Source organism: Ramlibacter sp. (assembly GCF_029866045.1).
Lineage (GTDB): Bacteria > Pseudomonadota > Gammaproteobacteria > Burkholderiales > Burkholderiaceae_C > Ramlibacter.
In genome coordinates this window covers 1-7,232 of record NZ_JARXAB010000065.1, presented here as the reverse complement: position 1 = coordinate 7,232, position 7,232 = coordinate 1, and the positions used below count along the sequence as shown (strand labels likewise).

At 64.8% G+C, this 7,232-nt stretch carries 7 protein-coding genes; 3 read left to right on the top strand and 4 right to left on the bottom strand.

Annotated elements, in window-relative coordinates; all coding sequences use genetic code 11:
• Nucleotides 1–54: 54 nt before the first annotated feature.
• The gene (locus QE494_RS07595; RefSeq protein ID WP_300042318.1) at nucleotides 55–2,250 is read right to left on the bottom strand and encodes a sodium-translocating pyrophosphatase; all 2,196 of its coding nucleotides are present in this window, start codon (nucleotides 2,248–2,250) and stop codon (nucleotides 55–57) included.
• A gap of 228 nt (nucleotides 2,251–2,478) precedes the next feature.
• Between QE494_RS07595 and ppa the strand changes: the two genes are divergently transcribed.
• Nucleotides 2,479–3,018 (top strand): inorganic diphosphatase, encoded by a 540-nt coding sequence (gene ppa / locus QE494_RS07590; protein WP_300042317.1) that lies wholly within the window; start codon nucleotides 2,479–2,481, stop codon nucleotides 3,016–3,018.
• A gap of 1 nt (nucleotide 3,019) precedes the next feature.
• Here the strand turns inward: ppa and QE494_RS07585 are convergent, their stop codons facing one another.
• Nucleotides 3,020–4,258: a GNAT family N-acetyltransferase gene (locus tag QE494_RS07585; protein WP_300042316.1), complete on the bottom strand. Its 1,239-nt coding sequence runs from the start codon at nucleotides 4,256–4,258 to the stop codon at nucleotides 3,020–3,022.
• A 12-nt stretch (nucleotides 4,259–4,270) separates the two neighbouring features.
• Here QE494_RS07585 and QE494_RS07580 point away from each other — a divergent pair, with 12 nt between their 5' ends.
• Nucleotides 4,271–5,947 (top strand): NAD+ synthase, encoded by a 1,677-nt coding sequence (locus QE494_RS07580; RefSeq protein WP_300042315.1) that lies wholly within the window; start codon nucleotides 4,271–4,273, stop codon nucleotides 5,945–5,947.
• A 34-nt stretch (nucleotides 5,948–5,981) separates the two neighbouring features.
• A complete protein-coding gene (locus tag QE494_RS07575; RefSeq protein WP_300042314.1) occupies nucleotides 5,982–6,320 on the top strand; it encodes a P-II family nitrogen regulator in 339 nt (112 codons plus the stop codon).
• Nucleotides 6,321–6,322: 2 nt separating this feature from the next.
• On the opposite strand, the gene QE494_RS07570 is transcribed toward QE494_RS07575, so the two are convergent.
• A complete protein-coding gene (locus tag QE494_RS07570) occupies nucleotides 6,323–6,922 on the bottom strand; it encodes a TIGR00730 family Rossman fold protein (protein ID WP_300042312.1) in 600 nt (199 codons plus the stop codon).
• A partial coding sequence (locus tag QE494_RS07565; RefSeq protein WP_300042311.1) for an RDD family protein occupies nucleotides 6,919–7,232 on the bottom strand: 314 nt, incomplete at its 5' end. The genes QE494_RS07565 and QE494_RS07570, both read right to left, overlap by 4 nt.

Here is a 7,232-nt window from a genome sequence, read left to right as displayed (position 1 = left end):
CGCCGAAGCGGGTCTTTGGTGGCGGCAGCAGCCTTGCGGCTGCGGCGCGCAGGCTTACTTGGCCGATGCAGCGGCGGCCGGCTCAGAGGCCGGGGCCGCGGCAGGCGCCGAGGCAGCACCCGAGGCAGCAGCTTCGGCCGGTGCGCTGATCGCGGCGGGGGTGACCGGCGCGGGCGCGGCCTGGGCCGGCGGGTGGAACTTGACCACCAGCGGCACCATCAGCAGGGCGACGATGTTGATGATCTTGATCAGGGGGTTCACAGCCGGGCCAGCGGTGTCTTTGTAGGGGTCGCCCACGGTGTCGCCAGTCACGGCGGCCTTGTGCGCCTCCGAACCCTTGCCGCCGTGGTTGCCGTCTTCAATGTACTTTTTGGCGTTGTCCCAGGCACCGCCGCCGGTACACATGGAGATGGCAACGAACAAGCCGGTCACGATGGTGCCCATGAGCAAACCGCCCAAGGCCTTGGGGCCCAGGACCAGGCCCACGACGATCGGAACGACCACGGGCAGCAGCGAGGGAATGATCATTTCCTTGATGGCTGCAGTGGTCAGCATGTCGACCGCGGTGCCGTACTCGGGCTTGGCGGTGCCTTCCATGATCCCCTTGATGGTCTTGAACTGACGACGCACCTCGACCACCACCGCGCCTGCGGCGCGGCCCACGGCCTCCATGGCCATAGCACCGAACAGGTAGGGGATCAGGCCGCCGATGAAGAGGCCAATGATCACCATCGGGTCAGACAGGTCGAAGCTGATCTTCTGACCGTAGCTCTCAAGCTTGTGGGTGTAGTCGGCAAACAGCACCAGCGAGGCCAGGCCTGCCGAGCCGATGGCGTAGCCCTTGGTCACCGCCTTGGTGGTGTTGCCCACCGCGTCCAGCGGGTCGGTCACGTCACGCACGGAGGCGGGCAGTTCGGCCATCTCGGCGATGCCGCCGGCGTTGTCGGTAATGGGGCCGTAGGCGTCCAGGGCGACCACGATGCCGGCCATGGAGAGCATGGAGGTGGCAGCCACCGCCACGCCGTAGAGACCGGCCAGCTTGAAGGCGGCAATGATGGCGGCGCAGACGAACAGCACCGGCCAGGCGGTCGATCGCATGGAAACGCCCAGGCCCGCGATGATGTTGGTGCCGTGGCCGGTGGTGGAGGCCTGGGCAATGTGACGCACCGGGGCGTACTGGGTGCCGGTGTAGAACTCGGTGATCCAGACCAGCGCGCCGGTCAGGACGAGGCCCACGGCACAGGCACCGAAGAGGCGCAGTTGCGAGCCGCTGGCGGCGACTGAGTTGTCGGGCATGAGCTGCTGCGTCACCCACCAGAAGGCCGCCAGCGAGAGCACGCCGGCAATGGCCAGACCCTTGTACAGGGCCGGCATCACGTTCTTCATGCCAGGCGAGGCCTTGACGAAGAAGCAGCCGATGATGGAGGCGATGATGGACACGCCGCCCAGAGCCAGCGGGTAGAGCACGGCCTGGACCGGGGCGTTGGCAACAACCAGCGCGCCCAGGACCATGGTGGCGATCAGGGTGACCGCGTAGGTCTCGAACAGGTCGGCGGCCATGCCGGCGCAGTCGCCGACGTTGTCGCCCACGTTGTCGGCGATCACGGCCGGGTTGCGCGGGTCATCCTCAGGGATGCCGGCCTCGACCTTACCCACCAGGTCGGCGCCGACGTCAGCGCCCTTGGTGAAGATGCCGCCGCCAAGACGCGCGAAGATGGAGATGAGGGACGAGCCGAAGGCGAAGCCGATCAGCGGGTTGAGTGCCGCCGACAGGGTGGCGCCCTGGGCGCTGCCGCCGTTGGTGAGGTAGGCAAAGAAGCCCGCCACACCCAGCAGGCCCAAGCCCACGACCAGCATGCCGGTGATGGCGCCGCCGCGGAAAGCCACTTGCAGCGCCGGCGCAATGCCGCCGGTGGCTGCCTGCGCGGTGCGCACGTTGGCGCGGACCGAGACGTTCATGCCAATGAAGCCGCAGGCTCCTGAGAGCACCGCGCCGATGATGAAGCCGACTGCAGTGCGTATGTCGAGGAAGAAGCCAATCAGGATGGCCAGTACCACGCCGACGATGGAGATGGTTTTGTATTGGCGGGCCAGGTAGGCCGCAGCCCCCTGCTGGATAGCTGCTGCAATCTCTTGCATGCGAGCGTTGCCGGGGTCTTGGGAGAGGATCCAGCCGCGGGCCCAAATGCCGTAAGCGACCGCTGCCAAACCGCATACCAGCGCAATAGTGAGCGCCGTGTTGCCTGTCATGAATTTCTCCTACATTTTTGTTGAACTTGGAGGGGGCTACGCATGGAACCAGGCCTTGTGAGCCCCCGCTGCGTTGCTTCCTCGTCGCCCCGTCATGCAGGCGGCCCGATTGGCCAACCGCGGCAATATACAGGGTAGGGCGCGGCTTGTGTGTCCCCGAGTAAGTTCGGTGTCGCCTGCAAGACCTAAAATTCGGGTTTACCTTTAGCCCCCAAATACAAAAGCATCATGTCCCTCGATCTGGTTTCCCCCGGCAAGAACGCGCCCGAGCAATTCAATGTGATCATCGAGATCCCCATGAACGGGGACCCGATCAAGTACGAGGTAGACAAGGAGACCGGCGCGATTTTCGTCGACCGCTTCATGAGCACCTCGATGCATTACCCCACGAACTACGGCTACGTTCCCCAGACCATCTCGGGCGACGGCGACCCGGTGGACGTGTTGGTGATTACCCCGGTGCCCCTGATCCCGGGGGTGGTGGTGCCCTGCCGACCGATCGGCATCCTGAAGATGGAAGACGAAGCCGGGATCGACGGCAAGGTTCTGGCGGTGCCGACCGACAAGATCCTCTCCATCTACACCCAGTGGCAAAAGCCGGAGGACCTCAATCCGATGCGGCTGAAGACCATCTCCCACTTCTTCGAGCACTACAAGGACCTCGAGCAGGGCAAGTGGGTCAAGGTCCTGGGCTGGGAGGGACCCGAGGGCGCCAAGAAGGAAATCGCTGACGGAATAGCTGCCTACAACAAGGCTAAAAAGGGCTGATTCAATCCGCCGTGGGTGCGCCGTCTTTCTTGAACGGCGTGCGGGACTCGAGTCGGGTCAGGTACCCCTCAATGCCTTCTCCCTCGCGTTCGAGGAAGCGCTGGACGGCATCAGAAAAGGTCGGGTGCGCCAGCCAGTGAGCGCTGCATGTCGGCACCGGCATGAGCGCACGCGCCATCTTGTGTTCGCCTTGCGCGCCACCCTCGAAGCGTTGAAAGCCATTGGCGATGCACCACTGCAAGGGCTGGTAATAGCAGGCCTCGAAGTGCAGGCAGTCGACGCGCTCGAGCGCGCCCCAGTAACGACCCCAGGCCACGCCGTTCGAGCGGTCCACGCCCACCAGACTGCAGGCGATTGGCTCCCCTGCGCGCTCTGCGATGAACAGCACCCATGACTCGGCCATGTCGCTGGCCATCGTCTCGAAGAAGGCCGGTCTGAGGTAAGGCGGGTTGCCGTGCTCGCGATAGGTGCGCGCGTAGCAGCGATAGAAAAAATCCCACTCCGGCTTGCTGATCTCTGCGCCCTCGGCCGCGCGGAATGTGATGCCGGCCTCGGCGACCTTGCGCCTCTCTTGGCGGATCTTTTTGCGCTTGTCCTGGGAGAGTGCGCCGAGAAAGGTGTCGAAGTCGGGGTAGGGACCGGCGGGCGTGCCGCTACCCGGAGCAGCCTCGCTTGCCGCAGCGCCCTGGCGGGGGCCCGGACCGACGCGGTTGTTCCAATGAAACTGCACCGTGTGCCGGGCCATGAGCCCAGCCGCCTCGCAGGCCCGCTGGTCCGCCGGAGAGAGAAAGAGCAGGTGGAGCGAGGACAGGGCCTCAGCTTGGCTCCAGGCGATCAGGGCCCGCACCAGTGCAAGCCTTCCCGCATCGCTGCGGGCCAGCAGGCGCGAGCCCGGAACCGGGGTGAACGGTACCGCGCACAAGGCCTTGGGGTAGTACGCCAGGCCATGGCGCTGGTAGGCGTCGGCCCAGGCCCAGTCAAAGACGTACTCGCCGTAGGAGTGGTCCTTGAGGTAGAGGGGGCAGGCCGCCTCAAGCTGATCTCCGCGCCAGAGGGTCAAAAAGCGCGGCGTCCAGCCGATGGAAGCCTTGGCACTGCCGCTGGTTTCCAGGGCACTGAGGTAAGCGTGGCGCATAAAGGGCGTGGGCTGGTCCTGTAGCGCCAGCAAGTCGTCCCAGTCGGTCGCGGGCAGGCCAGCGGCGCCCTCGACCACCCGGGTGACATAATCGTCGGAGTTCATTTCCACGCCGGTATGGCCCTCTCCATCAGTACTGCCCAGCTCAATTTCGTAGTGGGCGATATGCCGGGCAACGCCCGCAAGATCATTGACGCTGCCCGCGAGGCCTACGCCCGCGGCTCGCGCCTGCTGCTCACGCCCGAACTGTCGATTTGCGGTTATGCCGCCGAAGACTTGTTCCTGCGCCCGGCTTTCATCGCCGCCTGCGATGATGCCCTGAAGGAGGTGGCCCGTGAACTGGCTAACCTCAAAGGCCTGCATGTGGTGGTGGGTCATCCCCGCGGCGGCGACAGCCGAAGCCGGTCGGTCCAGGTGCAGCAACGCTTCAACGCAGCCAGTGTGTTGTGCGAGGGTCAAGTAGTGGCCTCCTACGCCAAGCACGAGCTCCCCAACTACCAGGTGTTTGACGAGCGGCGCTATTTCACCCCGGGCCAGGGCGCCTGCGTCTTTTCCGTGGACGGGGTGCGTGTCGGGCTGCTGATTTGCGAGGACGCCTGGTTCGAGCAGCCGGCGCAGCTGGCGCGCGATGCCGGGGCGCAGTTGCTCGCAGTGATCAACGCCTCTCCCTTTCATGTGGGCAAGGGGGGCGAGCGGGTCGAGCGCATGGCTGCCCGGGCCCGTGCCATCGGCCTGCCCCTGGTTTACGCCCACCTGGTCGGCGGCCAGGACGAAGTCGTGTTCGACGGCAATTCCTTCGCGGTGGATGCCAAGGGCCACCTGGTCGGGCGTGCACCGGCCTTCCAGGAGGATCTGTTCACGGTCCAGGTCCAGCCGACTGACGCAGCTCACGGCGGCGCCGTTTCGCTGACCGGTCCCATGGTTCCTGAGCGGGAGGATCTCGCCCAGCTCTGGGACGCCCTGGTACTGGGCGTGCGCGACTACGTTGGCAAGAACGGTTTCCCCGGCGTGTTGCTGGGTCTGTCGGGTGGCATTGACTCCGCACTGGTACTGGCCATCGCGGTCGATGCCCTGGGCAAGGACAAGGTGCGAGCGGTCATGATGCCCTCGCCCTATACCGCCGATATTTCCTGGATCGACGCCCGCGAAATGGCAACGCGCTTGGGCGTGCGGTATGACGAGGTCTCGATTGCGCCTCTGTTCGAGGCTTTTCGAACCACCCTGGCCCAAGAGTTTGCCGGCCTGCCTGAGGACACGACCGAGGAGAACATCCAGGCGCGCATCCGCGGGGTGTTGCTGATGGCCCTTTCCAATAAGTTTGGCTCCATCGTCCTGACCACGGGCAACAAGAGCGAAATGGCCACCGGCTACTGCACCCTCTACGGTGATATGGCGGGCGGCTTTGCGGTCATCAAGGACCTGCTCAAGACGCGGGTCTTCGCGCTGGCCGAGTGGCGTAACCGCCATGACCCCTACCGTACGGGTTCAGACCCCATCCCCGAACGCATCATCACCCGACCGCCCAGTGCCGAACTGCGCCCCGACCAGAAGGACCAGGACAGCTTGCCGCCCTATGAGGTGCTCGACGCAGTCCTGGCCCGGTACATGGAAGAAGACCAGGGCATCGAGGAGATTGTGTCCGCCGGCTTTGACCGTGCCATCGTCGACAAGGTGGCGCGCCTCATCCGCATCAACGAATACAAGCGCCGGCAGGCACCGGTGGGCATCCGGGTCACCCATAGGAGCTTCGGCAAGGATTGGCGCTATCCTATTACCGGTCGATTCCGTGCCTGAGGCTCAGGCGCCCCCTCACCCAGAGAAGCATTCCATGAAGCAGATCACCGCCATCGTCAAACCGTTCAAGCTCGAGGAGGTCCGCGAGGCCCTGGGCGAGTGCGGCGTTACCGGTCTGACCGTGACCGAGGTCAAAGGCTTTGGTCGCCAGAAGGGCCACACCGAACTCTATCGCGGCGCGGAATACGTGGTGGACTTCCTGCCCAAGGTGAAAGTCGAAGTTGTGGTGAAGGAAGGCGACGTGGATCGCTGCGTGGACGCCATTGTCAAAGCTGCACGCACCGGCAAGATTGGCGACGGCAAGATCTTCGTCACCTCGGTGGAGAAGGTGGTTCGCATCCGTACCGGCGAGACCGACGATTCTGCGGTCTGAGCCTAGATCCGTGAGAGGTCCGCGGCGGGTCTGAGCCCCGCGGCTTGTACCAGCGACGCCAGCAGGCGCTGGGGTTGGTTGTCCACTGCCACCAGCCCCATCTGCCATTCATTCATGAACCCGTGGCGCAGGCTGGTGCGCAGGGCCTCCATCATCGGGGCATAGAAGCCCCCGACATCGAGCAGCCCCAGCGGCTTGTCGTGGTAGCCCAGCTGCCGCCAGGTCCAGGCCTCAAAGAACTCCTCAAAGGTCCCGATCCCCCCGGGCAGGGTGAGGAAGACATCCGCCCGCTCGGCCATCATCTGTTTGCGCGCGTGCATGGTTTCGACCACATGCAGTTCGGTGCAATCTTGCTTGGCGAGTTCCTTGTCCACCAGAGCCTGTGGGATGACCCCCACCACCCGTCCGCCGGCTTCCAGGGTGCTGCGGGCGACCGTTCCCATGAGGCCAGAGTTACCGCCCCCATAGACCAGTTGGCCACCATGGGCACCGATCCAATGGCCGACCTGTTGGGCCGCCTCCACGAAGGGTGCCGCCACGCCTTCACGAGAGCCGCAATAGACGCAGACCGTGAAGGCCGGGTCTGGGTTGGCTGGCCTCATTGGCGCTCGTCCTCGGCAGAAACGAGTCGGGTTCCGGCCAGTGCGTCGTGCCAGAACTGGCCCTGCGGATGAAAGCGACTCAGGATGGCCCAGACCATGACCCAACCGACGATCAGTAGCGCCACCTCTGCACCAGAAAGGCGGTAAGGCGCCAGCGCCGTCAAGGGCGGCAGAAACCAGACCCAGGACAACAAATACCTCACGAGCGCTCGCGCTTGCGTCACCGGCCGGCCTTGCCGGTCGACGATGCGCAGATCCCATGTCTTCATCGCCAGTGTCTGGCCCCTGGACCAGAACCAGGCGAAGTAGA